The 25,689-nt window shown below is 55.5% G+C and carries 19 protein-coding genes; 13 read left to right on the top strand and 6 right to left on the bottom strand.

The genetic code is table 11. The features are described from left to right. Positions 1-21 precede the first annotated feature (21 nt). From NXT09_RS00395 to NXT09_RS00385, 3 genes are all read left to right on the top strand, one after another. Positions 22-1,800, top strand: a complete 1,779-nt coding sequence (locus tag NXT09_RS00395) for an ABC transporter permease subunit (protein ID WP_268578471.1) — start codon at positions 22-24, stop codon at positions 1,798-1,800. Between the two features lie 290 nt (positions 1,801-2,090). After that, positions 2,091-3,551 carry an AMP nucleosidase gene (locus NXT09_RS00390; protein WP_119889462.1) on the top strand — a complete coding sequence of 487 codons (1,461 nt, stop codon included), beginning with the start codon at positions 2,091-2,093 and terminating at the stop codon, positions 3,549-3,551. Positions 3,552-3,658: 107 nt separating this feature from the next. Continuing rightward, positions 3,659-3,898 carry a hypothetical protein gene (locus tag NXT09_RS00385; RefSeq protein ID WP_127157699.1) on the top strand — a complete coding sequence of 80 codons (240 nt, stop codon included), beginning with the start codon at positions 3,659-3,661 and terminating at the stop codon, positions 3,896-3,898. A 62-nt stretch (positions 3,899-3,960) separates the two neighbouring features. Here the strand turns inward: NXT09_RS00385 and proP are convergent, their stop codons facing one another. Together proP and NXT09_RS00375 are read right to left on the bottom strand one after the other, a co-directional pair. Further along, on the bottom strand, positions 3,961-5,463 hold the full coding sequence (proP, locus tag NXT09_RS00380) for a glycine betaine/L-proline transporter ProP (protein WP_268578470.1): 1,503 nt from the start codon (positions 5,461-5,463) through the stop codon (positions 3,961-3,963). A 274-nt stretch (positions 5,464-5,737) separates the two neighbouring features. Further along, positions 5,738-6,730: an AraC family transcriptional regulator gene (locus NXT09_RS00375; protein ID WP_306417417.1), complete on the bottom strand. Its 993-nt coding sequence runs from the start codon at positions 6,728-6,730 to the stop codon at positions 5,738-5,740. Positions 6,731-6,796: 66 nt separating this feature from the next. On the opposite strand from NXT09_RS00375, the gene NXT09_RS00370 reads away from it, so the two are divergent. Continuing rightward, positions 6,797-7,783, top strand: a complete 987-nt coding sequence (locus NXT09_RS00370) for a class I SAM-dependent methyltransferase (RefSeq protein WP_268578468.1) — start codon at positions 6,797-6,799, stop codon at positions 7,781-7,783. Between the two features lie 340 nt (positions 7,784-8,123). Further along, positions 8,124-9,668 carry a carboxylesterase/lipase family protein gene (locus NXT09_RS00365; protein ID WP_268578467.1) on the top strand — a complete coding sequence of 515 codons (1,545 nt, stop codon included), beginning with the start codon at positions 8,124-8,126 and terminating at the stop codon, positions 9,666-9,668. A 137-nt stretch (positions 9,669-9,805) separates the two neighbouring features. On the opposite strand, the gene ygjG is transcribed toward NXT09_RS00365, so the two are convergent. The 3 genes from ygjG to NXT09_RS00350 form a co-directional block, all read right to left on the bottom strand. Continuing rightward, positions 9,806-11,212 (bottom strand): putrescine aminotransferase, encoded by a 1,407-nt coding sequence (gene ygjG / locus NXT09_RS00360; protein WP_205551203.1) that lies wholly within the window; start codon positions 11,210-11,212, stop codon positions 9,806-9,808. 327 nt (positions 11,213-11,539) lie between these two features. Further along, positions 11,540-12,964: an aminobutyraldehyde dehydrogenase gene (gene patD / locus NXT09_RS00355; RefSeq protein ID WP_268578466.1), complete on the bottom strand. Its 1,425-nt coding sequence runs from the start codon at positions 12,962-12,964 to the stop codon at positions 11,540-11,542. A gap of 120 nt (positions 12,965-13,084) precedes the next feature. Then, positions 13,085-13,255 carry a hypothetical protein gene (locus tag NXT09_RS00350; protein ID WP_205551207.1) on the bottom strand — a complete coding sequence of 57 codons (171 nt, stop codon included), beginning with the start codon at positions 13,253-13,255 and terminating at the stop codon, positions 13,085-13,087. A gap of 257 nt (positions 13,256-13,512) precedes the next feature. Between NXT09_RS00350 and NXT09_RS00345 the strand changes: the two genes are divergently transcribed. The 4 genes from NXT09_RS00345 (at position 13,513) to NXT09_RS00330 (ending at position 18,749) form a co-directional block, all read left to right on the top strand. Next, positions 13,513-14,022, top strand: a complete 510-nt coding sequence (locus NXT09_RS00345; RefSeq protein ID WP_268578465.1) for an RNA polymerase sigma factor — start codon at positions 13,513-13,515, stop codon at positions 14,020-14,022. A 99-nt stretch (positions 14,023-14,121) separates the two neighbouring features. Next, positions 14,122-15,075, top strand: a complete 954-nt coding sequence (locus NXT09_RS00340; protein ID WP_268578464.1) for a FecR family protein — start codon at positions 14,122-14,124, stop codon at positions 15,073-15,075. 260 nt (positions 15,076-15,335) lie between these two features. Continuing rightward, positions 15,336-18,014 (top strand): TonB-dependent receptor, encoded by a 2,679-nt coding sequence (locus NXT09_RS00335; protein WP_268578463.1) that lies wholly within the window; start codon positions 15,336-15,338, stop codon positions 18,012-18,014. Between the two features lie 117 nt (positions 18,015-18,131). Further along, complete coding sequence (locus tag NXT09_RS00330) at positions 18,132-18,749, top strand: heme acquisition protein HasA (RefSeq protein WP_240584960.1); 618 nt, start codon at positions 18,132-18,134, stop codon at positions 18,747-18,749. Positions 18,750-18,830: 81 nt separating this feature from the next. On the opposite strand, the gene NXT09_RS00325 is transcribed toward NXT09_RS00330, so the two are convergent. After that, on the bottom strand, positions 18,831-18,959 hold the full coding sequence (locus NXT09_RS00325) for a hypothetical protein (protein ID WP_256462096.1): 129 nt from the start codon (positions 18,957-18,959) through the stop codon (positions 18,831-18,833). On the opposite strand from NXT09_RS00325, the gene NXT09_RS00320 reads away from it, so the two are divergent. From NXT09_RS00320 to NXT09_RS00305, 4 genes are all read left to right on the top strand, one after another. Next, a complete protein-coding gene (locus NXT09_RS00320) occupies positions 18,958-20,817 on the top strand; it encodes a type I secretion system permease/ATPase (protein WP_268578462.1) in 1,860 nt (619 codons plus the stop codon). The genes NXT09_RS00325 and NXT09_RS00320 overlap by 2 nt on opposite strands. 64 nt (positions 20,818-20,881) lie before the next feature. Further along, positions 20,882-22,240: an HlyD family type I secretion periplasmic adaptor subunit gene (locus NXT09_RS00315; protein WP_268578461.1), complete on the top strand. Its 1,359-nt coding sequence runs from the start codon at positions 20,882-20,884 to the stop codon at positions 22,238-22,240. A gap of 2 nt (positions 22,241-22,242) precedes the next feature. Continuing rightward, positions 22,243-23,598, top strand: a complete 1,356-nt coding sequence (locus tag NXT09_RS00310) for a TolC family outer membrane protein (protein ID WP_268578460.1) — start codon at positions 22,243-22,245, stop codon at positions 23,596-23,598. Positions 23,599-24,338: 740 nt separating this feature from the next. After that, positions 24,339-25,679 (top strand): anaerobic C4-dicarboxylate transporter, encoded by a 1,341-nt coding sequence (locus NXT09_RS00305; RefSeq protein ID WP_039516117.1) that lies wholly within the window; start codon positions 24,339-24,341, stop codon positions 25,677-25,679. Positions 25,680-25,689 lie beyond the last annotated feature (10 nt).

Raw genomic sequence — 25,689 nt, 5'->3', positions numbered from 1 at the left:
AACCAGAAAGATGACGAGTTTATGAGCGAATCGCTGTATTGCCGCACCTGTGCGACCATCAACCAGACGCAACGCCCGCGATACGGCGTGCTGATCCCGCTGTTTTCGCGGCTGCTGACGCTGGCGGGGATTGTGGTGCTGATTGGTATGCTGCCGTGGTTATCCGGTCAGGATCCGGCGCTGGCGCTGTTGCGCGCCCGTTCCGGCGATCAGGAAGCGACGTCGGAAACGCTAAACGCGATTCGTCACTCTCTCGGACTGGATCAAGGCCCGCTGCAATTGCTGTTGAACTGGCTGACTGGCCTGTTGCACGGCGATGCGGGCAATTCATGGGTTTCTGGCCGACCGGTTCTTCCGGGGATGCTGCAAGCGGCGGGCGTCTCGCTCACGCTGATGGCCTCCTCAGCGCTGGTGGCCTTCACGCTAGCCGCCGTGCTGTGCGCCCCTACCTTTCGGCAGGGGTTGCGCGGTCAGGTTCATCGTTCAGGCGGTCTGTTTGCCGCCTTATTTACCGCACTGCCCGAATTCCTGCTGGCGTCGTTTCTACTGATCGTCGGTGCCGTCTGGCTACAGTGGTTTCCCCCTTATGGCTGGCTAGGCCTGCACTACGCGGTGCTGCCGTCGCTGGCGCTCGGTATTCCTGCTGGCGGTTACCTTGGCCGGATTATTGCCGACGCGCTCTCCGCCACCTTCAGCGAAAACTGGCTCACCACCTGGAGCGTAGCGGGCGTGAGCCGTCGTCATATCGCGCTGGCCGTACTGAAACGCACGTTGCCCAGCGTAATGCCGCTAGTCGGGCTGGTGCTGGTCTCGTTAACCGGCGGTGCCATCGCCGTCGAAAAAGTATTCGCGATTCCCGGTCTGGGACGTGCAACGCTGGGGGCGGCGGCCGCACAGGATCTGCCCGCCTTGCAGGTCGGCGTGCTGATTATCTTACTCATCGCCTCGCTGGCTGGCATCGCCGCCAGCGGCGTGCGGCTGCTGATTCTCGGACGCGCGCTGCGAAGCGGAGCAATGCCCGTGCCGGAAGAGCGCGGTAGCCCTGCGTCTCGTCATGCTATCTGGCTGCCAATTATCTGCGTGCTGCTGCTGGCGCTGTTGTTGCTGGCTGGCCTGCCGCGCGATCCCTATACGTCGGCCTTTCTGCGTCTGCAACCGCCGTCGTTCCTGCTGCCTTTTGGCGCGGATGCGATGGGGCGTGATTTGCTGGCACGCGTCGCCCACGGTACGTTAAATACTTGTCTGCTGGCGCTGGCGGTCTCGCTGGCCTGCCTGGCGATTGGTCTGTTCGTTGGGCTGTTCCCACGCCTGTTCACCGGCCCGATTGAAGTGACTAACGCCCTGCCGCCAGTCATTGCCGGACTGCTAGTCGCTGCGGTCAATGGCCCGACGGCAACGGGCGCGGCGATTGCCATCATTGCCGTCAGTTGGGCACCGCTTGCGGCCCATACGGCGGCGCTGGTGGCCGAAATCAATGCGCGCCCCTATATTCGGATGCTGCCGATTCTCGGCGTCGGCCCGATACGGCGCAGCTTGTTCTATATTCTGCCCGCGCTGATTGGCCCGCTTTTCCGTCACGCAATGCTGAAACTGCCTGGCATCGCGCTGGCGCTGGCCTCGCTCGGCTTTTTAGGTCTGGGCGCGCCACCGCCGACGCCGGAATGGGGACGCGTGCTGGCTGAAGGGATGCCGTATATCGAACGCGCCTTCTGGGGCGTGCTGGCACCGGCGGCTGCACTCGGCGTGCTGTCGATACTCGCGGTGAGCGCAGCGAACCTCTCCGGTCGCCACAAGCACTAATCTATCGCGTTATCTCAGAATACATCTTAAGCACCCGCTTCTCTCCACGTTTACAGCTCCGCCAGATTTCACGATGGCGGGGCTGCGCATCTTCAGTTACGCTGTGGGCTAACCTCTGCCGAAGTACAAAATTGAATATACCCTAAATAATTCGAGTTTCAGGAAGGCGGCAAGGGAAGGCATCCCGATGAGCTTACTCAGGTAAGTGATTCGGGTGACTGAACGTAGCCAACGCACATGCAACTTGAAGTATGACGGGTATGGTGTAGAGCGTGATTAAAGGAGAGAATATGCACAACAGCGGATCCCACGTCAGTCTTACCGTCACTCAGACTCTGGATAAACTGGAAGCGCTGTATGATGAGGCCGTCTCGGCACTGCGCGATGCCATCGGGGACTTCATCAATGATGGCACGCTGCCTGATGCCAACGCGCGCGCAGCGGGGCTATTTGCCTACCCTGCCCTACGCGTTAGCTGGAGTGGTAATTCGACCGGCCATCCACGCCATCGCGCCTATGGGCGTTTTACCCATCCCGGCAGCTACTCCACCACCGTTACCCGCCCGGCATTTCTGCGCGCTTATCTGGCGGAACAGCTGGCGCTGCTGGAAGGTGATTATGACGTCACCATCGAGGTTAGCCCGTCACAGCAGGAAATCCCGTTCCCCTACGTGCTCGACGGTTCCGACCTGATTCTTGACCGGTCGATGAGTGCCGGTATCGCCAAGCATTTCCCCACGACAGAGCTGTCGCAGATTGGGGACGAGACGGCAGATGGGCTGTTTCACGCCACCACCACGTCACCGCTGTCGCACTTCGACGCGCTGCGCACCGATTTCTCGCTGGCGCGGCTTCGCCACTACACCGGCACGCCGGTAGAACATATTCAGCCTTTCATCCTCTTCACCAACTACACGCGCTATGTCGATGAGTTTGTGCGCTGGGCCTGTGCGCAGATTGCCGATCCCGATAGCCCGTATGAGGCGCTATCCTGCGCAGGCGGTATTTACATCACCGCGGATACACCTAACCCCGAGCAGACGGTGTCCGATCTGGCATGGAAGAACCACCAGATGCCGGCCTATCATCTGATTCCCCGTCAGGGGAAAGGGATTACGATGGTCAACATTGGCGTCGGGCCATCCAACGCCAAAACTATCTGCGATCACCTCGCGGTGATGCGTCCGCATGCCTGGCTGATGATCGGCCACTGCGGCGGCCTGCGCGAAAGCCAATCCATCGGTGATTATGTGCTGGCGCACGCTTATCTGCGTGACGATCACGTACTGGACGCCGTGCTGCCGCCAGATATCCCGATTCCCAGCATCGCCGAGGTGCAGCGCGCGCTGTATGACGCCACCAAGATGGTCAGCGGTATGCCGGGGGAAGAAGTTAAGCAGCGCCTGCGTACCGGCACGGTTGTCACTACCGATGACCGCAACTGGGAGCTACGCTATGCGGCCTCTGCCCTGCGGTTTAACCTCAGCCGCGCCGTCGCGGTAGATATGGAAAGTGCGACAATTGCCGCGCAGGGATATCGCTTCCGTGTCCCTTACGGCACGCTGCTGTGCGTTTCGGATAAGCCGTTGCACGGTGAAATCAAGCTGCCGGGACAGGCGAACCGTTTCTATGAAGGGGCGATTTCGGAGCATTTGCAGATTGGCATCTGCGCTATCGATCTGCTGCGGGCGGAAAGCGACAAGCTACACTCGCGTAAACTGCGCACCTTTAACGAACCACCGTTCCGTTAATCAAATAGCGCTGTTCAGACAGCCGGCCCCATTCGGGCGGTCGGCTGCTCTGGCGCGGCTAAATACGTTATGTTATAACAGACCAAACTCCATAGCGGATAAGCCCGATGAAAAAAGGTCTGTCAGTTCTGTTTCTTTCCCTCGTTGCGACACAAGCCTCGGCGTTTCAGGCCAAAATAGCTCAGTCTACTGAGACCGGATTGCGCAATATCGATGAGGCTAAGCGCACCTTTTCTGGCTTTACGCCAATGGGGCTGGAAACCATTCACCCCGGCCAGTGCGATGCGACCTCCGTTAACGGCTGCGGTTGCCCGTTTTGCACCCAGCTGCGACTCATTGGTCGCTAGGTTGTAGGTGGCATAGCAAAAGCGCCACATTCGTGACGCTTTTCTCACACAGGAAGATGAGACTAATTAATCTCAGGGTGCTGTTCGGTCAGCCGTTTTCTTTTCTTCTCCAGTTCGACAATTTGCTCATCAATCTCTTCTATTTTCTGCTCAATATTGTCGTACTGTTCCTGCAACAGCTCTTTGGCTTCCGTCCGATCCGATGCCGCTGGCGTGGCGCCTTTCAGCGGCTGGTTAGCGGTTTCACGCATCGACATCCCGGTAATCAGACCGATCAGCCCAATCACCATCAGGTAATACGCTGGCATATACAAGTTGCTGGTCGATTCCACCAGCCACGCCGCCGCCGTTGGCGTAAAGCCCGCAATCAGCACGGAAACGTTAAATGAGGTCGCCAGTGCGCTATAGCGAATATGCGTGGGGAACAGGGCGGGAAGCGTTGAAGCCATCACGCCCGTAAAGGAGTTCAGCAGTACGGCCAGCATCAGTAATCCGCAGAAAATCAGCCCAATCACATCGCTGTTGATCAAGATAAAGCTGGGCACCGACAGCAGCAACAGCCCAATACTGCCGCAAATAATAAACGGCTTACGCCCATAGCGGTCGCTCATCAGCCCCATCACCGGCTGCACAAACAGCATCCCGATCATGACGGCAATAATAATCATCACGCCGTGATCTTCCGAATAATTCAGGCTGTGTGAAAGGTAGCTCGGCATGTAGGTCAGCAGCATGTAATAGGTGACATTGGTGGTAATCACTATCCCGATACAAATCAGCAGACCTTTCCATTGCTTGGTCACAATTTCACGCAGGGAGATCTTCGGCGGGGATTGGATGCTGTCTTTTGATTCTTTATCAATATTGTCAACGTGCTGTTGGAACGTCGGCGTTTCTTCCAACGCATGGCGCAAATAAATCCCAATTAACCCGAGCGGCGCAGCAATAAAGAACGGAATACGCCATCCCCAGTCCAGAAAACTTTCTTCTCCCACGATGGAGGAAATGAGCACGACGACGCCCGCCCCCATCACGAACCCGGCAATAGAGCCGAAATCCAGCCAGCTCCCTAAAAAGCCGCGTCGTCTGTCCGGAGAATATTCGGCAACGAAAATCGCCGCGCCGGTATATTCGCCCCCAACGGAGAATCCCTGCGCCAGTTTCGCCAACAGGAGTAATATCGGCGCCCAGATACCAATCGATTCATAGGACGGAATCAAGCCGATACAGAATGTACTCACCGACATGATAATAATGGTGATCGACAAGACTTTCTGGCGACCAAATTTATCCCCCATTGCACCAAAGAATATCCCGCCGAGTGGCCGAACCAAGAAGGGGACCGAAAACGTTGCCAGCGCGGCAATCATTTGTATGCCGGGATCGGCTCCGGGGAAAAAGACCTGTCCGAGCGCATACGCCACAAAGCCATATACACCAAAATCAAACCATTCCATCGCATTACCCAATGCGGCAGCGGTAATGGCTTTTTTAAGTCTGGCATTATCAATAATGGTAATGTCCTGAATTTTCATCGGTTCGACTTTTTTCTTTTTTAATCTCATCCTTTTTTCCTTTGCTTAAAAAGCGACCATTTATTAAAAATAAAACGCTCTCTTTCATGCACAGGGAACCACCCGACTGCACGCTGAGAAATGAACAGCTTATTGGCCGCAATATTCATTACACGTTGATACTGCTGGATGAAGTATAGAAGAATTTGGACAAAAGCTCGGATTCAGTTACTGCATGCCGAAATAACGCACGGAAATATAATCAAAGGAAAATAATGGTAAATAGTTATGACAAAATCATGACATTAATGTCAGTAGGGTATTTTTACTTACGCGAAGTAATCATTTTCGGGTTACGGTTAAAATAGCGCGTAAATGCCAGACTAAAATTAGCGGGATGTCGATAGCCAACTTGCCAGGCAGTCTGTGCCACCTGAAATCCCTGTTCCAGTAGCTGATGCGCCCGCTCCATCCGCATCCGCAATAGCATCTGACCCGGCGTGGTCGCAAAGCAGCGATGAAACCCGAGTTTGAGTCTGGATTCACTCATTCCAGCCTGAGCCGCAATGCAGGCCAGCGTCAGCGGTTCCGCCAAATGTTCACGCATCCAGCGGCATACTTGATCCAATTGCTGACTTTCCTGTGGATGAATACCGCCGTGTCTTTCTTCCGGTTGTAGAAAGTGCCGATACTGAGCCAGCAGGCTTAAGGCATGGATATGGCGATTCAGCGGATCGCCATCAGCGCACAGGGCGTTAACATGAACCTGACTGGCCGCAGAGACGGGCATAAATACGCGCTGCTGTACCCCATCATCGTTGAACAACTGCTCGGCACCGTCCGCGCCAAAATAGCGAGCCGCCGCTGTTTTCCCTATCAGCAGCCGTAGCTGATCGACCTGCTGTTGAGCCTGATAATGGCGTTCGCCCACGCTGGCACCAAACGTCGTAATCGTGACATGCTGCTGGCGAAACCAGATCGATGAACCGCTGCAATCGTAATAGACAGACTCTCCTGCCAGCGCAAATGTCATAACCAGCATCGGCTGCGAATGCGGGTTCTGCGTTTCTTCCACCAAGGCACGACGCGGGCGATATTGCGAACGAGCCAGCGACAGGTCTGCATCAATACGGCTGAAATCCGACCAGCATTCGCCAATGCCGTCCGGCAGTATTCGACGCGAATCAGAACGATTCACCTCACTCATCCGGCACCGATCGCCTGACGGTAGTCCCTCTCGCATCTGCTGCTGTCTTTGCGCCATCTTCCCCCCGCCGTTTCGCATATGAAAAACGCCGTCTCGCATAACAATGAACATAATAACGATTCTCATTTATAGATAGCATATTCCCTATCGACTGACCATCAATGGGAAAAACCACGTATGAATCCATTAGAGACGTTATGGCAGCTTGCCGCCAGCAGCGTGAAGGCGGACGCCTTACATCTGACGCTGGAACAGCAGATTTTCGACAGGCTGGAAGAAACCACCACGCCGCAACAGCTGGCGGAAGCGCTGGGCTGGCAACCGGAGAAAACCGGGTTTCTGCTTGAGCTGCTGTGGAGCATGCAGCTATTAACGCGCCATCACGACGGCTATCGCACCGCTCCGGCCTGCGCCGCCGTGCTCTGTCACAGCAGTTCGCGTTTTCTGGGCGACGCCTGGCGCTTTCGCCTGACCAGCCTGCGTCAGTTTGGTCAGGGGCTCGGTGACGGTATGTGTCAGCCGTTGCAAACGCAGTTGAGCGAGTTACCGCGTGATGCCGCGTGGGCCAACGCCGCGGAGCAGCAGATCGCACAAGAGCAGCGGGCGATAACGGCCGACCGTGCCGAGCAGTTGATCGCCAGCCTGCCGGATTTCCCGCAAATCAAACACGTTCTCGATCTGGGCGGCGGTCCCGGCTGGGTGGCGATTACGCTGGCGCTGCGTCATGCTCAGATCTCCGGTACGGTGTACGACCTGCCGCAGACCGCCGCCGTGGCACAACGCAATATCGATGCTGCCGGATTATCCGCACGGCTGTCGGCGCAAAGCGGCACGTTTCCCAGCGAAAAATATGATCTGATCTGGAGTTCCTCGTTCCTGCATTTTGTCGAAGACATTCCCGCTATGCTGACGACACTCCACGATACGCTGGCACCGGAGGGCACGCTGGTTCTGGCACAGGCGGAAATTGCCGAAGCGCCAGAGGATGCCGCACCGGTTCTACCATTCTATCTTCCGATGCAAATGAGTGGACGCCACGTCACACGAGAGGGGCAACTGGCACAGTGGCTACTGGCTGCCGGCTTTAGCTCTGTCGAAACCCACCGTCATCAGGCATTTCCCATGGCACCGCTGAATGTGCTGATCGCCCGCAAACACCGATAACCGCACAGACTTCGTACCCGCAGGCGCTGACAGCACCGTTGCTGCATCATGTTGATGATTATCATATTTCTGCGTACCTAAGGTTGTCAGCCCGGCGCAAAGCGCCTATAAATGACATTACAGGGCGTGACTGATTGAGAAACTCTAAATAATTCAAGTTTCAGGAAGGCGGCAAGAGAAGGAATCCCGATGAACTTACTCAAGTAAGTGATTCGGGTGACTGAACGCTGCTAACGCACATGTAACTTGAAGTATAACGAGGTAAAAGGCGAACCTGCCAGGCGTGATGGACACATCACGCCTGGCAGGTTTTTTTGTTTTCATCCCTAAGGAAAAACGCATGGATAAAAAAATCACTGCCAGTCTGATATTACTGATGGCTGCCGCCAGCCAACCGGCTCTGGCAAACGATCCGCAGGTTACGCTAGACAGCGGCCGCATCAGCGGGACCGAGACACAAGGCGTCGACGCCTTTAAAGGCATTCCCTTTGCCGCACCTCCCATCGGCGAACTGCGCTGGCAGCCGCCGCAGCCGGTGCAAAGCTGGAGCGATATTTTCCCAGCAACGGCATACGGCAAGGATTGCATGCAGAATCCTTTTCCCGGTGATGCCGCGCCGCTCGGTGTTGGGTTCAGTGAAGATTGCCTGACCGTCAACGTGTGGCGGCCAGCTAACGCCACAGGCCCGCTGCCTGTGATGGTGTGGATCTATGGCGGTGGTTTCGTCAACGGCGGTGCATCGCCCGAGATTTATTCTGGGCAGGAATTTGCACGTCAAGGCGTCGTGTTCGTCAGCTTCAACTATCGCGTCGGCCGCTTTGGCTTTTTTGCTCATCCGGCGCTGGCCGACCAGCCGCAGCGTGGCAACTACGGTCTGATGGATCAGATTGCCGCGCTGAAGTGGGTGCAGAAAAACATCGCCGCTTTTCATGGCGATCCACAAAACGTCACCCTGTTTGGTGAATCCGCAGGCGGCTTTGCCGTCGGATCGCTGCTGACCAGCGAGCTATCTCAGGGATTATTCCAGAAAGCGATTATTCAATCCGGTTCCGGCAGACAAAACATCGTGCCTAACCAAAGCTGGCAAAAAGCAGAACAGGCTGGCCTCGCCTTTGCCAGCGCAAATGGCATTAGCGGTCACGATGCGGAAGCCCTGACGGCGCTGCGGCAAATTCCCGCAGATAAGGTGGTTAACGGCCTGAATATGGCCTCGATGAATGCACCGGATTACTCTGGCCCGATGTTCGATGGCAAAGCGATCGCCTCAGAGCCTCAGGATAGCTACCGTAAGGGCAACTTCCAGCGCGTGCCGCTGATGATTGGCGCTACGGATGCAGATATCAGTTTCCCGCCGAAGGTCACGACGTCAGACGATGCCGTTGTCATTTTCCCTGCCAGCGATCGGCAGCAGGCTCTTCAGGCTTACCACGGTATGTCACCGCTGGAGATAGCAAAGGCCGTTTCGAGCGACCGTTTCATGGTGGAACCGGCGCGTTTTGTCGCACGTATTTGGGAAAAAGCCGCGCTGCCCGTCTGGCAGTTCCGTTTTGGTTACGTTGCCGACAGCATGCGCGCGCAGTGGCCTGCCGCCGTTCACGCCAGTGAAATTCCGTATGTCTTTAACACGGTAACCGCACGCTATGGCGAGAAAACCACGCCGCAGGATCGTGCCGTTGCCCAGCAGATGAATCAGTACTGGGTGAACTTTGCCCGCACCGGTAACCCTAACGCCAGCGGTTTACCGACATGGAACGCCTATAGCAGCCAGAAAGACAACATTCTGTTTATCCCTGCGGCAGGTGCAGAACAGACTCGCGATATCGCCGATCCGTGGAAAACGCGTCTTGATCTGGTCGAGAAACTGGCAGAGAGCGGTGCGCCATAGCGTACATTATCCGGCGTGAAGCCATTGCAAAGGCGTTTGCGAAATGCGGATCGCCGACATAAAAAAAGCCAGTCAGTAAGGGCTGACTGGCTTTCGGAATGAACATAATGGGGTGCTGCGTGTTTCCGTCTCGTTTTTCACTCTACCGCATATTCCTTCATTTTATTTTCGTCAGGCATTGTGCCATTGAGCTTCTTGAGCACTTCCTTCGCTTCTTTCAGCACTCGGGCACATTGCTCGCGCGTGATGGTAAGCGGTGGCTCAATCCTGACCGACTTGGCATTATTCAAGGTGCCCGCAACCAGAACATTACGTTGAAACAGCTCCTTCGCGAAGGCATACCCAATCTCGTTTTTCCTGAACTCGATAGCCTGCAACAGCCCCATTCCTCTCGCTTCGATAATCAATTGAGGATACTCGGCTGCCAGTTGCTGTAAGCCCTGTAACAAAAATGCCCCTTGTATCGCCGCCTGTTCCGGCAGATTCTTCGTCAGCAACTCATTGACGGTCGCCAATGCCGCCGCGCAGGCCAGCGGATTGCCGCCAAACGTAGTGGTATGCAGGAACGGATTTTCAAACAGCACGGAGAATACCTCTTCCGTCGCCACCGTGGCACCGATCGGCATCACACCGCCGCCCAGCGCCTTCGCCAGACACAGAATGTCAGGCTGCACGCCATAATGCTCGCAGGCGAACATCTTGCCCGTGCGACCCATGCCGGTTTGCACCTCATCCAGAATCAGCAATGCCCCAACCTCATCGCATAACGCTCTGACCGCAGGCAAGTAATTTTCCGGTGGCACAATCACGCCGCCTTCTCCCTGAATCGGCTCAAGGATGATGGCAGCCACGTCATCGCCAGTCTTCTGGCATTGCTCAACCTGCTTGCGCATGGCGTTGATGTCGCCAAAAGCAACATGATGGAAGCCGGGTAACAGCGGCATGAAAGGACGGCGAAACGCGGGTTTGGCGGTAGCAGAAAGTGCGCCCAGCGATTTCCCGTGGAATGCGCCTGTCGCGGCGATAAAGGTATATTTGCCGCGCGGTGACTGGTAGGCCTTCGCCAGCTTTAAAGCCGCCTCAACCGATTCCGTTCCGCTATTACAGAAGAAGCTGTATTTCAGATCGCCCGGCGTCAGCGCCGCCAGCGTTTTTGCCAGTAATCCCCGCAGCGGATCGAGCAGTTCCTGACTGTGCAGCGGTTGTCTGGCGAGCTGGCGCTCAACGGCAGCAATGACGTTAGGGTTACGATGCCCGACGTTAAAAATGCCGTAACCGCCGAGGCAGTCCAGATATTCATTCCCTTGGGTATCAATCAGCGTATTCGGGCCGCTGGCGCGCCATTCGACTGCGCCGTAATCGCCGCCGGTGGTGACAGATTTTCGGTACTCCAGAAAACCTGGGTTGACGTATTCACGAAAACAGCTCAAAACTTCTCGATTCAGTGCCGCCATGTCATCGTGGGATAGCGTGTCACTATGAATCCAGTGCAGTGCCTGCTGAGTACACTCTAGCGGGTTAAGGTGGGCGTTTAATCTGGACAAAATGCGCTCCTTGAAAACGGACATCACGCGATGCCACTTTAATTAATGCACATAACACGCCAGTCGCCCGCTCCAAATCAGAATAAAATACAAAAACGCGATCTAATCCAAAAATTCAGCAGATGATTTGAACCAAATACGAATAGGTGGAATTAATAACCAACAAGAATGGCAAATTCCAGTATGAAGAAAATCAACGCAACGTGTGATGCCCCGATTTTGCCCAGCGTGCCCTTTTTTGGGGTACGCCGGGGCTGGACAAACGCGCTATGTCATTATCCGCTTCTCATGCAGGACAAACAGAATCCCTAAGCAGGCAGAAGATCCTCAGTGCCGGATCATGATATGACGCACGATGGTGTAATCCTCCAGACCGTACATCGACATATCCTTGCCATAGCCAGACAGCTTCTGCCCACCGTGCGGCATTTCGCTCACCAGCATGAAGTGGGTGTTCACCCAGGTACAGCCATATTGAAGACATGCGGCCAGACGGTGTGCCCGCCCGATATCGCGCGTCCAGACCGACGAGGCCAGCCCGTAATGCGAGGCATTCGCCCAGCCAATCACCTGCGCTTCATCGTCAAACGGCGTGATGGAGATAACGGGGCCAAACACCTCTTTCTGGACGATTTCGTCTTCCTGCTTTGCCCCCGCCAGCACCGTGGGCTGGAAGTAGAACCCCTGCCCTTTCACCCGCTCGCCGCCGGTCACCACCGTAATGTGCGGTAGCGCTTTGGCGCGTTCGACAAAGCCAATCACACGTTCCAGTTGCGGCTCGGTAATCAGCGGCCCCAGCTCGGTGGTTTCATCATGTGGATCGCCGATTTTCAGCGTCGCCACCGCTTTTCCTAATGCCTCTACGACCTCATCGTAAACCGCACGCTGGACATACAGCCGACACGCCGCGGTACAGTCCTGCCCCGCATTGTAAAAACCGAAACTGCGGATCCCATCCACCACCTGATCGATATCAGCATCGTCGAAGACAATCACTGGCGCTTTACCACCCAGCTCCATATGCGTCCGTTTTACGCTCGCGGCGGTATGCGACAGAATATGCGCACCGGTCGCAATCGAACCGGTCAGCGACACCATGTTCACTTTCTCATGCCCCGTCAGCGCATCACCGATATCCGCCCCGCGCCCGAACACGATATTCACCACGCCAGCGGGCAGTATCTCCGCCAGCAGATGTGCCAGATAGAACGTAGTCAGCGGGGTTTGCTCCGCCGGCTTCAGCACCACGCAGTTTCCCGCCGCCAGCGCCGGTGCCAGTTTCCACGACGCCATCATCAGCGGGTAATTCCACGGGGCGATGGACGCCACCACGCCAACTGGATCGCGCCGGATCATCGAGGTGTGCCCTTCAAGATACTCTCCTGCCGCCGAACCGCTCAGGCAGCGCGCCGCGCCGGCAAAAAAGCGAAACACATCAGCGACCGCAGGCACTTCATCATTCAGCGCCGCATGGTAGGGCTTACCGCAGTTCAGCGATTCAAGCTCGGCAAACGTCTCGGCGTTTTCCTCGATGGCATCGGCAATCTGTAGCAGCAGCGTCGCGCGCGTTTTCGGCGTGGTCTGTCCCCAGTGTGCAAACGCGGACTCCGCGGCCAGCACGGCTGCATCAACCTGGTGCAGGTCGGCCTGCGCAATGGCGGCAATTTGCTCTCCTGTGGCAGGATTAAATACCGCTAACGCCTCGCCTTTCCCCGCGACCAGCTTGCCTTCTATGAGTAATTTATCGTGCATACATTTTCCTTACAGAGAGAAAACCGTCTTGTTTTTCATCACTATCTGCAAAATGTCTGTGCAAAAAACCTGCCACGTTGCGCTTACCTGTCGCTCCGTTCTGCAACCCGCGGCATTACACTAGGGCGCGTTGCCCGACTCTTTCTGCGTCTGCGTAGCGGCCTGTCTGGCCTCCTCCGCCAACGCCTCGATCTCTTCCTCCGTCAACTGATCTGACGCCTCATGCACCTTTGCCAGCCCTTCGCTGACTGTCACCTCTTTAGGATCCTGCGCTGAGTCCTTCGTAGTCATTGCTGCACCTCCTGATCAAATAATAAGCCAGCAAAGATAAGTGTAGTCGATGACAAAAATCCGCCAATCTGAAGAAGATTTAACTCTGCTTTTCTGTTCGGCATATGTGATAATAATTATCAATTACACATATTTATTATTCAGGGCCTTACCCCGTAACGGACAGTGCCGTGCATTGCTATGGATAGCGCCGTGACAAGGGAAAGGGGTTCTGTTGCCGCAGAGTCGGCGGGAAGGTCACCTGACGGGACGTTGGCATGTCAGAGTCTGAACTCAGAATGCTGTTCAACCACTATGCAGAGCGGTTAGAACGCTATCTCAATCATAAACTGCGCGACCCTCAGGCAGCAGCAGATCTGGTGCAAGAGAGTTTTTTACGGTTGGCACAACGGCTGGAACAGCAAGATGATGTAGACGACAAGAAGGCGTATCTCTATAAGACAGCAAATAATTTGCTGCTTGATCATGTCCGCCACCAGCAGCGCTGGCAGATGGCGACGTCCGTTGACGACGCGGAGGCGACGCTGGAATACCTGCCGGATGCTGCGCCCCAGCTCGATCAAACGGCCATCGCCCAGCAGGCGTTGGAGCGTCTGGCAAACGTACTGGCGACGCTGCCTGAACGCACGCAGCTGATATTTCATCTGCACCGGTTTGAACACATGACGCAGGCGCAAATTGCTCAGCAGTTGGAGATTTCCCTCAGCACCGTTGAGAAGCATCTTGCCATGACACTGAACGCGATGATGACGATCCGCGCCTCGTGAAACGCATCGCCCAGCGTGAAATAATCACAAATTATTTACGGGTTTATTGCCGTCAGACGTCTACCTATTTAGAGACCCTACACACTCCAGGCCTACAACATGAACGATTATCCCCCTGAAATCCAACAGCAGGCAGCACGTTGGGCCATCCGTTTGGCCGAAGCGCCGCTGGACGATGAACAGGAACTGGCATTCCAACACTGGCTGGCACAGGATCCGAGCCATCGCCACGCGTTGGAACAGGCAGGGATGCTCTGGCATGGGCTTGGGTCGCTCAGCAGCGAGCAACAGCAGGTGCTGCAACCACAACCGCCAGCAACCTTTCTCATCAGGCGCGTTAATCGTGCAACTCAGTGGAAAATCGCCGCCTTGCTGCTGCTGGGTTTCAGTCTCGGCGCGACGTGGATTTCCGACGGCATCCTCCTGCTGCGCTCGGATTATCATGCGGCGCATCAGGTCAAACACGTTACGCTGCCGGACGGCAGTGAAGTCGATATGGATGCGGGCAGCGCCATTTCGCTCGCCTATACGCCGCAAGAACGACGCGTCACGCTGCTGCAAGGTTCAGCCTGGTTCACCGTCGCCCCAACGACCGCACAGGAAAAGCGCCCTTTCCTGGTTGATGCTGCATCGGGCACCACACAGGCGCTGGGCACGCAGTTCATCGTGCAAAACTCCTCACAGACCACGACCGTCGGCGTGGTGGAGCACAGCGTTCAGGTCACGGCAAACGGGCAAACACTGCGGCTTGATGAGCAACAGGCGGCACGCTACACCGAACAAGGGATGACTCGCCTCCCCGGCTGGAATAGCCGCGAGCGCGGCGACTGGCGACGCGGGCTGCTGATCTTCGATCAACAACCTCTGGCTATCGTGATCGCACGTATCAATCAGTATCGATCGGGGACGATCGTCATCCCTACATCAGCCCTGCGTCAGCGTCAGGTTAGCGGCATTTTTTCGCTGAACGAGCTGGATGGCGCGCTGCAAACCATTGCCACCGAACTGGGTGCCAAAACCGTTTCACTCCCCGGCGTCACGGTTCTGTACTAATCCTTTCTCCCACCTGTCTTCCCCACTCTTGCCACGCCGCTCAGGCGTGGTAATCACGCATACATTCCCTTTACGTTCACAAGGCCGCAACGCGCCGGAGAAAAAAATTTAAATATTTTTTTACGGGTTCTGTCATCTCAGCCGTCTTCATATTTAGGTAATGATTTTTATTATCATTTTCATTAAGAAAGAGAGGGCTAATTATCCCTTTGTTTATTAATGCTTATTGATGATTTAACCGATGGCAGACCAGGCGAAAAATGTTTAAAAGAACACAACAGCAAGACAGCCGCTTGTTACAACGTAATCCACTTTCTCTTGCCGTCGGCATCGCACTGTCGTTGTCTGGCTCGCTCCACTATGCGCAAGCAGAAACGCAGGCCGCCAGCGTTCAGGAGGCGGCTCGTCAAAGCTCCGCCTTTTCCATCGGTGCGCAGCCGTTGAGCAGCGCGTTGCTGCGTTTCGCCGAACAGGCGGGGTTACAGGTCTTTTTTGCCGACGTTAAACTGGAAAATATGCAGGCCGTTGCGCTTCAAGGGCGCTTCACGCCAGAACAAGGGCTGCGCAGGCTGATCGGCACTAATCCGGTCGATTTCCAAATCGGCAGCAATGGCGTCATTACCCTGCGCCCTCGTTCAGTCAATGTCGATACGGCAAAAATAGACGACGTGATGACGGTTCGCGCATTTACCGTCGCCAATCCCGGCGACTGGATCTACGAACAGCCGCGCGCCATTAGCGTTATTTCACGCGAGCAGATGGATAACCGCCCTTCCCGCCACGCCGCCGATCTGCTGGAGCAGTCCGCTGGCGTTTACTCCAGCGTCAGCCAGCAGGACCCGTCGCTGTCGGTCAACATTCGCGGCATACAAGACTTCGGTCGCGTGAATATGAACATCGACGGCGTACGGCAGAATTTTCAAAAAACCGGCTACGGCCAGCGCAATGGACAGATGTATATCGATTCGGAGCTGCTCTCCGGCGCAACGATTGAAAAAGGCGCGACAAACGTGATGGGCAGCGCAGGTACGTTGGGCGGCGTCGCGACATTTAACACCGTCAGCGCTCAAGACTTTCTGGCTCCGGGTAAAGAGCTGGGCGGAAAACTGCATGCCAGCACGGGCGACAACGGAACGCATTTTATCGGCAGCGGCGTGCTCGCACTGGGTAACGAAACTGGCGACATTCTTGTCGGTGCCAGCGAGCGTCATCTGGGCGACTACTGGCCGGGAAATGATGGCAACCTCGGTAATATCCGTATCCCCGGCAATTCAAGTAATTATGAAGAGTGGGCCAATAACTTAAAGCACCAGAAAGTGACCAGCGCGGCTTACACCATGCGCTCACGGCTGGCGAAAATCGGCTGGAATCTGCCTGCTAATCAGCGCTTCCAGCTCAGCTATATGCAAACGCAAACCTCTTCTGAAAATGTCGGGACGTTGTCCAACCTTTCCAATACCGAACTGGGTTGGAAGGCTAGCGGGCACAGCGAAATTATGGCGCGCAGTACCGCGCTGGATTACAGCCTGAAACCGGACAACCAGCGCTGGCTGGATTTTAAGGCCAAGATTTATTACGCCGATACCAATAACGACACTGAGAATTATGCTGTTTCCAATACCAGCGCGTATCACGAGAGCACGCGGTTACGTACCTACGGGGCGCAAGCGCAAAACACCTCGACGCTGTGGCAGCAGGGTCCGCACGATCTGAAAGCCGACTACGGGCTGGATTTCTATTACGACAAGATCACCACGGACAGCGCCAATAGCACCGCCAGTAACGCGACCCCGGAAGGGAACCGTGCAATGGCCAGCCTGTTCGCGAATCTGAATTACGCGTACGACGAGTGGGTAACGCTGCAAGGTGGCCTGCGCTACGATCGCTATCGGTTACGCGGCACCACCAGCATCAGCTATCGGGAAATCCCCTATACCGTCACGAACCCCTGTACTGCACGGTCGATCGCACTCTGCCCGCCGTTCGTGACCACCACGCAGGATTGGAATGTCGATGACGAGCACGGCAAGCTGTCCCCCACGCTGTTTGCTGGCGTCCGCCCCGGCGTTGAATGGTTACAGCTGTACACCAGCTACGGCCTGTCCTGGCGCCCACCGTCAGTTAGCGAAACCTTTGCCAACGGCACCTACAGCGCGGGCAACTATTACCTGTATCCGAACCCCAACCTTAAGCCGGAGCGTTCCCGCGCCTGGGAGGTCGGGTTCAATATTCAGCAGCCCAACCTGCTCGTCGATGGCGACAGACTGGTCAGCAAGGTGTCCTATTTTGACACCCGAATCAACAACTACATCAGCCTGAACGGCGCGCGCAATAAGCCGGGCTATAACGGCTACTCCCTCAGCAACTCCGTGTTCCAGAACAATCTGGCGAAGAGCCGCTTCCGCGGCATGGAATACCAGCTTAATTACGACGCGGGCTTTCTGTATGTCGATGCCACCTACACCCACATGATCGGCAATAACGATTTCTGTGCGCCGGTGGCCTGGATGGGCGGCGTCACGACCGTCGGCGGTTCTCGAGGCAACTACTACTCCACGCCTGTTGATACCACGGCCAGCGATGCCTCTTGCCAGAAAACGCTGCTATTCAGCAACGCCGCCTATCTGCCGGGTGACCGCGGTTCCGTCACGCTGGGGACGCGCGTCTTTGACCGTAAGCTGGATATGGGCGTCACGATGCGTTTTGCTCCCGGCTATCAGGATGCTGCCGCACCGGCCAACTCCGCCTATTTAGCCGACTGGCCCAAGTATGAAGTTTACGATCTGTACGCCAGCTATCGTCTGACTGACAGCCTGACGGTGCGTGGTTCCGTCGAGAATATCGCTAACCGTACTTACATCGTGAGCTATGGCGAATCACTGGGTTACACGCCAAGCCGGGGAAGAACGGTGCAGGCTGGCGTGGAGTATCGATTCTAATTTCTCTGTTTCCCAATACGGGAGGCAGGAAAACAAAGGGGATGGGATGGCTCATCCTCTTTCACGACAGACACGGATGACCGTGCCTGTAGATCGTTAGTTAATGAGGAATCTATTATGAGTTTTGCAATTACCTACGATGCCTACTATGCCAATTACAGCATTGCCAGCTACCTGACTGAATGGTCTGCAGCATTTGGCGACGTTAATCATACCGCGGGTAATACACAAGTCGGTGGCAATAATACCGGGGGCTTTTACGGCGGCGACACCTTTATAGACGGTACTCAATATGCGATCACGAGTACGCAGAACGACGTCTCTGCACTTATTGCAGGCGGCGATCTGACCTATAGCCTCTTCACCCCACCGGCCCACACGCTGTACGGCGATCTGGACACCCTGTCCTTCGGGAACCTCCTGCAAGGCGGTACCACCGCAGGCACCACGTACTCACTCGTTGAGCCGGAAGTGACCTTCAGCGGACTGGATCTCTCCACGGATGTTGCCAACCTGACCGTTAGCGATCGCGGCGTGGTGCATGACGTGATTTACGGTCTGATGGGCGGTCAGGTTCAGCCGCTGCTGGATGCACTGGCTAATGCGGGTATCGATATTAACGCGAGCCTGGATAGCCTGAGCTTCGCCACGGCAACCTCCGATGCCGCGCTTTCTGCCGATACCGTGGTTGACGTCGTTGGCGTCGCAGAAACGGCCGATCTGCTGGCGGCATAAGAAAACGGCTAAAAGATGACGCTTTTAGCCGTTTGAGTGAACACCGTCGCGGTACGGAGAGAACATCTGAACCGCGACGGTCTAGTGAGTGTAATAACCGTTGGCAAACCGCGTCAATAGCGGTACGGCTAACCGCTTTTCCCCCTCTTCCACCTTGTGGGTACACCACGATGGAACGATGGCGACTTTATTGAAGAAGGAACATCCCATGTCCGCATCCCATCCGGCTTCATCAGGCCGGGAGATTATTGACGCGCTGGCCGCCTACCGTCAGGGATTTTGGGGAATTGGCCTGTTCAGCGCCGTCATCAACCTGCTGATGCTGGCACCGGCGATTTATATGCTCCAGGTTTATGACCGCGTACTGCCTTCCAGCAGCACCATGACGCTGGCGATGCTGACGATCATTATGCTGGGCCTGTTTTTACTGATGGGATTACTGGAATGGATACGCAGCGCCGTGGTGATCCGCCTCGGTACGCAGATGGATATGCGACTGAATCAACGTATCTACAATGCCGCGTTTGAAAGCAATCTCAAGAACGGCACGGCCGGAGCCGGGCAAGCCTTAAACGATCTGACCGCCCTGCGCCAGTTCGCCACCGGTAACGCGCTGTTCGCCTTCTTTGATGCGCCATGGTTTCCGGTTTATCTTCTGGTGATCTTCTTACTTCATCCCTGGCTGGGCGTAATGGCACTGGCGGGGGCTATCATACTGATTGTGCTGGCCTGGCTGAATCAAAAACTCACGCGCGAACCCTTGGCCTTAGCCGCACAAAACACCGTTCAGGCAACGCAGCAGGCTAACGCTAACCTGCGTAACGCCGATGCCATTGAAGCGATGGGAATGCTGCCCGCCATGCGTGAACGCTGGCTGACGCAGCATAACGCGTTCCTCTATTATCAGAACGTTGCCAGCGAAAAAAGCGCCAACATTACCTCGCTGACGAAAAGCACCCGACTGGCGCTCCAGTCGCTGATGCTGGGGCTGGGCGCGCTGCTGGCCGTCAACGGCGATATCACGCCCGGCATGATGATTGCTGGATCCATACTGGTGAGCCGCGTACTCAGCCCGATCGATCAGATCATTGGCGTCTGGAAACAATGGATGCAGGCGCGCCTCGCCTGGCAGCGTGTCAATATTTTGCTCGACAACCACCCTGCGCGCCCTGCTGGCATGGCGCTGCCCGCCCCGGAAGGTAAACTTCAGGTGGAACAGCTCAGCGCTAACGCGCCCAACACACGCACGCCCATACTCGCGAATATCACGTTTGAACTGGCTCCCGGCGATGTACTCGGCGTTTTAGGCCCGTCGGGTTCCGGTAAATCCACCCTCGCCCGCCTGCTGGTTGCCGCCATGCCCGCTCTTGGTGGCAAGGTCAGGCTGGACGGCGCAGACATGCACCAGTGGGACAAAGGTGATTTAGGCCGATTCGTCGGCTATCTGCCGCAGGACGTCCAGCTTTTCAGCGGGACGATTGCCGAAAACATCGCTCGTTTCACTCAGCCGGATGCAGAAAAGATCGTTGCCGCCGCCGTCACGGCAGGCGTTCACGAGATGATTCTGCGGCTGCCGCAGGGCTACGATACGCCACTCGGTGAAGGTGGTGCCGGGCTGTCCGGCGGTCAAAAGCAGCGCGTCGCCCTTGCCAGAGCCATTTACAACCAACCGCGCCTGATTGTGATGGATGAACCCAATGCCAGTCTGGATGACGACGGCGAGAAAGCCTTATTGGCCGCGATTGCCGCCCAACAGGAAGCCAAAAGCACGCAGATACTGATCACGCATAAGCCTGCTCTGTTGTCCTGTGCCAACAAGCTGTTAGTCCTGCGCGCCGGACAGATCCAGTATTTCGGCCCAACCGAGCAGGTGTTAAAAGAACTACAGCGCGCCAAGCCTGCCAATGCTTCTCTTACCAAACCGATGACGCCCCCCGCCAGCGCCAAACCCGCGCCGGTTAAAACAGCCGACGCCGCAAATGCCTTTACCCCAAAAGAACCCGGTTCATCCGGGCTGAGTATGGTGTACAGCGCGCCAACGCCGCGCCGCGCCGCACCGGATAAATGAGGCTCAGCGCATTGATAACGCACGCCTGCCGTCAGAACAGCATCATGGAAAGAAGAGGATAACCATGTCCGCGTTACGCGAAGTCACATCACAGCCGACAACTCCCGTCCATCCGGTGGCGGATAACGTCGCGGCGATGCCGTTACACACCGACGCCGGACGCTATTTGAAATACGGTCTCTGGCTGGTGCTTATCGGCTTTGGTGGTCTGCTGCTGTGGGCCGGCATGGCGCCGCTGGATAAAGGCGTCGGCGTATCCGGTCGGGTCATCGTCGCGGATAACCGCAAAGCGGTGCAGCCCGTCAGTAGCGGACGTATCGCCTCGCTCACCGTGCGAGACGGCGACCACGTGCAGGCTGGGCAAGTCCTTGCCACGTTGGATCAAACGCCCGCTCAGGCACAGCGCGACAATCTTGTTACGCAGCTTCAGGAAGCGTACGCGGGCGAAGCACGTCTGCTGGCGGAACGCGACGATCTGAATACGATCGCCTTCCCTGCCCCCACTGAGCAACACAGCACCGTCACGCAACAAATTCAGATTGCCCAGCAACAGCTCTTCATCAGCCGCCGCGCAGCGCTGCAGCAGGAACGCGCCGCGATACAGGCCGCCATCATCGGGGCAAAAGCGCAGTCGCAGGGTTCACAGGCGCTGCTGGCCAGCAGCCAAACGCAATTCCAGATTATCAGCGAACAGCTGAATGGGCTGCGTCCGCTGGCGCAGGAAGGCTATATCGCTCGTAATCGTCTGCTGGACGTCGAGCGACAGGCTGCCCAACTGGCAGGCGCGATCGCGCAGGAGCGAAATAATCAGGTACAGCTCCAGCAGCAGGTCGTCGAACTGGAGCAAAAGATCCAACAGCGTCAGAACGAGTACCAGAAAGAGGTACGCGCCCAGCTCGCCGATACCCAGCGTTCCATTCAGGATCTCACTCAACGGCTGAAAACGGCGGAGTATGAACTTCAGCACACGCACATTCGCGCCCCTGCCAGCGGCACGGTGGTCGGGCTGGCGCTGCACACCGAAGGCGGCGTAGTGAATAGCGGGCAGATGCTGATGGAGATTGTTCCCGAGGGGCAACCGTTATTGATTGACGCACAGCTGCCTATCGAACTGGTGGACAGAGTCAGCAACGGGCTGCCGGTCGAGCTGCTGTTTTCTGCCTTTAACCAAAGCACGACCCCACGTATTTCCGGCGTTGTCGCGCTGATCGGTGCCGACCAGCTCGTCGAGCAGCAGACCGGAAAACCCTATTACGCACTGCGTATTCACGTTGATGAACAAGGTAAGCAACAGCTCGCTGGGCTGGACGTGCGTCCCGGCATGCCGGTGCAAGCCTTTATTCGTACCGGTGAGCGCTCCCTGCTCAACTACCTGTTCAAACCGCTTTCCGACCGCCTGCATCTGGCGTTGACCGAGGAGTAATCATGCTGCGCCTTTCATCCGTTTATCGCGCGGCGATCCGCTCCAGCTATGCCATCCCGCTTTTTCTCTCGCTGATCTACAGCGCACCGAGTCAGGCATTGGGATTAATGGAAGCCTGGCAGCAGGCGCTGACGCACGATCCAGCCTTTCAGGCCGCCGTGCACGCTCGCAATGCCGACAGCGAAGAGAAGAACATCGGGCGCGCCGGGCTGCTGCCAAAAGTCACCTATGACTACAGCCAGTCCCGTAACGACTCTACGGTGACGGCGGGTGGGCAACAGTCGGAGCGGGATTACACCAGCCGCGCTTCCAGTTTTTCTCTGCAACAGCCGCTGATCGACTATGCGGCATGGTCGCGCTATCAGCAGGGCGAAGCCAGCGCCGTACTGGCAGACGAGCAGCTGCGCGATGCCAGCCAGCAGCTATTGGTGCGTCTGTTTCAGGCCTACACTAACGTGCTGTTTAGCCGCGAGCAGATTGCGCTGGTTCAGGCACAGCAGCGCGCTTATCGCGAGCAATATCAGTTGAATCAACGCCTCTTCCAGCAGGGAGAAGGCACTCGCACCGATATGCTGGAAACCGAAGCGCGGGTTAATCTGACGGAGGCGCAGCTCATCGAAGCGCAGGACAATCTGGATATCAGCCTGCGTGAACTGGAAACGCTGCTGGGGATGCCCGTTGGCGTGGATCAGCTTGCGGCGCTAACGCCACGCTTCACGCCGCAGCCGCTTCAGCCTGCGGGCTATCAGCACTGGCAATCGCTGGCGCTGCGCCACAACGCACAGCTATTAGCGCTAAACCAGTCGCTGGCCGTAGCGAAATACGGCATTGAGCGTAATCGAGCAGGTCACCTGCCACAGGTCACGCTGGTCGCCAGCACACGTAATACGCAGTCAGATACCGAAAACAGCTACAACCAGAAATACGATACGCGGTCGATTGGTATCCGCGTCAGCGTACCGATTTTTGCCGGCGGCGGCGTCTCTGCCGCAACGCGTCAGGCAAAAGAGCGCTATCAGCAAACCGCGCGGGAAAAGGACGAACAGACGGCGACAATCCAGACGGAACTGCGTCGCCAGTTTAATCTGGTCACCAGCAGTCAGGCGAAAATCCGCGCCTATGAACTGACGGAAAAGTCTGCGCTGGCGCTGGTCACCGCCACACAGAAGAGCGTTCAGGGCGGAGAACGCGTGAATCTTGACGTGCTGAATGCCGAACAGCAACTCTATGGCGCACGACGCGATCTCACCGAAGCGCGTTATACCTGGCTGACGGCCTGGCTACAGCTGCGTTACTACGCTGGTACGCTGGATGAACAGACGCTGCGTCAGTTAGCGACCTATTTCGTACATACCTAGCGACATAAGTTCGGAAAGCGATATAGCGATAAAGCGAATGTGGCCGGTATTCGGCCACGTTCAGTTTAGAAAGGAAAATAACTGACATCCATATATTCTAAAAAATTTATAAAAATTTCATATTAATAACCAATCACACTATAAAGAGTCTCCCTCTTCGCATTCAATGTAAAAATAGCAGAAATCCAGTCAGCTATATTCCTGATGTGAATAATGATGTCGCGGCTGCTCTTTTTATTTTCCGGCTATTCTCCAGTAGCCTGACGTTGACTTCATTATCAAAAAGGGATTCATTTTATCATTTTTAAAGTAATCATTTAAAAACAACACAATATGCAAAAATACCTCATTAGGGGTATCTGGAATGACATTAAGGTAGGGTTTTTTATGGCAATCATTAACGAAAATAAAAAATAGAATCACATTGAACGCAACAAAATAAGAACGAAAATTTAATCACTTTTAAAAATTCCCACCCAATCATTAACAACCTCACCAGCCAGATCCCGACCTAGATATTAATAAGTTAAAATTACACTTAAATAACTAAAGAAACCAGAAAAGCATAATTATTGCGAGCGAGATCTTTTATTTTCAGGAAAGCAGGCAAAGGTAAAAATTAATAGATTTAGATCAAGAAAATAAATAACAACCCGTCCATATAGTACCCACAGTAAAAACTCACTTATTTTAATTCTAACTAATCAGTTCATTATATTGAGCAATGCAATGGGGCTACTATGGACTTCATCATTCAATTAGTCATTGTCCTGATCTGCCTTTTTTACGGGGCAAGAAAAGGCGGGATCGCGCTGGGTTTATTAGGCGGGATTGGACTTGTTATTTTGGTCTTTATTTTTAAACTGCAACCAGGTAAACCGCCCGTCGACGTTATGCTGGTCATCATCGCCGTGGTGGCGGCGTCGGCAACGCTTCAGGCATCAGGCGGGCTGGATGTGATGCTGCAAATCGCAGAGCGTATGCTGCGGCGTAACCCGAAATACGTTTCAATTATCGCGCCGTTCGTCACCTGTATTCTGACTATCCTGTGCGGTACCGGCCACGTGGTGTATACCATTCTGCCAATTATTTATGATGTCGCCATCAAGAATAATATCCGTCCTGAAAGACCGATGGCCGCCAGTTCGATAGGCGCTCAGATGGGGATTATCGCCAGCCCGGTCTCTGTTGCGGTGGTGTCGCTGGTTGCCATGCTGGCTAATTTCACGTTCCAGGGTAAACATCTGGGATTCCTCGACCTACTGTCTATTACTATCCCCTCTACCCTGCTGGGTATTCTGGCGATTGGGATTTTCAGCTGGTTCCGCGGCAAGGATCTGGACAAAGATGAAGACTTTCAGACATTCATCGCCGATCCAGAAAACAAACAGTATGTGTATGGCGATACCGCCACGCTACTCGACAGAAAACTGCCACGCAGTAACTGGATCGCCATGTGGATCTTTCTGGCAACCATCGCAGCGGTAGCGATTCTGGGTGCCGTTGAAGAACTGCGTCCGGTCTTTGCTGGTAAACCGCTGTCGATGGTGCTGGTCATTCAGATGTTTATGCTGCTGTCTGGTGCCATCATCATTATTGCGACCAAAACCAATCCGTCATCAATCTCGAAGAATGAGGTATTCCGTTCAGGGATGATTGCCATCGTCGCGGTATACGGTATCGCCTGGATGGCGGAAACCATGTTTGGCGCGCATCTGGAAGAAATCAAAGGCACGCTCGGTTCACTGGTGAAAGTCTACCCTTGGGCTTACGCCATTATCCTGTTGATTGTATCGAAGTTTGTTAACTCGCAGGCAGCGGCACTGGCAGCCATTGTCCCCGTTGCGCTGGCTATCGGGGTGGATCCGGCGTATATCGTGGCGTCTGCACCAGCCTGTTATGGTTACTACATTCTGCCGACCTACCCAAGCGATCTGGCGGCTATCCAGTTTGACCGCTCCGGCACTACCAAAATCGGTCGTTTCGTTATCAACCACAGCTTCATTCTGCCGGGCCTGATCGGTGTGAGCACATCCTGCGTCTTTGGATGGGTGTTCGCAGCGATGTACGGCTTCCTGTAATTCGGTTCAC

Source organism: Pectobacterium jejuense, from assembly GCF_026800125.1.
Lineage (GTDB): Bacteria > Pseudomonadota > Gammaproteobacteria > Enterobacterales > Enterobacteriaceae > Pectobacterium > Pectobacterium jejuense.
The sequence above is the reverse complement of the archived record's forward strand: the minus strand, read 5'-3'. Positions and strand labels throughout refer to the sequence as shown.